The sequence below is a fragment of the Arthrobacter sp. HMWF013 genome (assembly GCF_003061105.1).
GTDB lineage: Bacteria > Actinomycetota > Actinomycetes > Actinomycetales > Micrococcaceae > Arthrobacter.
The window spans coordinates 1-1,921 of sequence record NZ_QAIQ01000303.1 but is presented as its reverse complement, the minus strand read 5'-3'; the positions used below and the strand labels follow the sequence as shown (position 1 = coordinate 1,921).

General features: G+C 67.4%; 1 protein-coding gene and 1 pseudogene. Both read right to left on the bottom strand.

The window, feature by feature from the left end; genetic code table 11:
- Positions 1-950 (bottom strand): RDD family protein (locus DBR22_RS11560; RefSeq protein WP_181365142.1); only part of this gene is annotated, 950 nt, incomplete at its 3' end.
- A 218-nt stretch (positions 951-1,168) separates the two neighbouring features.
- Positions 1,169-1,921, bottom strand: a pseudogene (locus tag DBR22_RS11555) (transglutaminase domain-containing protein); the annotation flags it as partial.

Genomic DNA, 1,921 nt, shown 5'->3' with positions numbered 1-1,921 from the left:
GCGTAAGGCTGCGTCGCGGCGTACGGCTGGGAGGGGTGGTTCGGCTGGGTGGGTGCGTACGGCTGGGTCGCAGGATGGGCCTGCGTCGCAGGATGGGCCTGCGTCGCAGGGTGGGGCTGTTGGGGTGCCGGCGGGACGGGTGCATAAGGCTGTACCGGTGCAGGCTGCTGGGCTGCGCCCGGCTGCCGTGGCGGCTCTCCCTGGTAGGGCAGTACCGCCGGCGTCGCAGAAGGCTGGTTCGCCGGCGTCGGGCTGACCGGTGACTGGTTCACCTGTGCTTGGTTTACCCGAACGGCACCCGCCACGGGCGAGGCAACCTGCTGGACGGGGGGCAGATCAAGGGGGGCGAAACTGTAGGGACCCTGGATCCCGCCCGAGGTGATGGGGTTACGGCCTGCCTTCACATCGAACATGAGTGTCTTGGCCACGGAGTCGTGCCAGCCACGGAGCCTGCCGTTGGAGTCCCAGGTGTTCGACACCACTACCACGACTGCCCAGACCGCACCGATCAAAACCAGCGGAGCCAGGATGAACATGGCGATGTCGAACCACTGGAAGATGATGACGGCAACGGCGGCCAGGATCGACAGGATGACGCCTGCGCCGGTGATCAGGCCCCGGAGAGCCACTCCCCCGGCACCGGGTGCGTAACCGTCCTTGTCCGCGCTGCGGATTCCCATGACCCGGTTGCCCACGGTATTGCCCGTGCGGCCTTCCAGGCTCATGAGGACCAACAGATAGACAAGGGTCAGCCCCAGTCCGATGCCCCCGTACAGGACCAGCGACGCCGTGTCATAGATGATGAATCCGCCGCTTTGGGTGCGTGTGATTCCCGCAAAGCCGATCGCGAAGGTCACCACCAGAACGGCCACCGGAGCCAGCCAGTCGAGCACGGCGGCGCCAAGCCGCTTCCCGGCCGTGGCCGGTACAAGCTCAAGATTGGCTGCCATTCCCGTTCCTCCCCCTGGAGCGTTTTGTACTACCGGGATAGTACCGGGTATCTGGAGCTGCTGCTCCGCCGCGCGATCCATCAGGGCCCGCTGGGCGTGATCCACATTGCGCCCGCTGCGGGCGGACCTGTTCGGCAGCGGAGCCCCGCAGGCCGTGCAGAACGTTGCGCCACCGCGGATCAGTTGCTGGCACCGCTGGCAGCGCTCGGCCTCGTACGTCATGATTCAGTGTGTTTCTTCCTGCCAGGGTTCCGTAGAACGGTGGACTCATCAGCCTCGGAGGCCGTCGCCGCGGGTCCGTTTTCCTGAACTGCCGGACCAGGGCTGCCGGGGGTGTCCGGGCCGGTCTCCACCCTACCGGTGGAGGGGGGTTGCGCCGTGGACCCCTTCCGGGACGCCGCCAGTGGTCCCAGCCCGAGCCGGGCACCGCGCAGTTTAAGGGCGTTGCGGCCGTCGGCAAGCAGCGACCGGGGCGAGAACCGGGCCTGCTGGCGGCGCCAGAAGCCCACGGTCCCGGTCATTTCCTTCAGCGAACCGTCCACGATCTCCCAGTACGCCCGGACTTCCTCTTCGCTCGGCTGACCCGCGCCGAAGATCGAGGCATCGGCCCGGTGCGCGAGCATGGTGGTGGTCTGCCCTGACGCCGGGAACGCATCGGCCACCACAGCAGCACTCTCGCGCCGGGTTGACCGCGCATCGATTCCAGCCCCCATGTCCGTGGCCAGGCTTAGGACTTCATTCCAGCCGCCACCCACACGTTGCGCTGGGTGCCCGTCCGTGAAGCGTGCCTTCCGGCGACGTGATTTGAGCAGCGCGATGAGCAGCAGCGGCAGCGCCAGGATGGCGATCGGAATGAGGGCAATGCCCAGCGCCCCAAGCAGCGCACCCCAGAACAGCCAGGGATTGTTCTTCTTCTGGTCAGCGTCCAGCGCATCCGGCGAGGAATCCGGCGGCAGGTCGGCCGGCTCCTG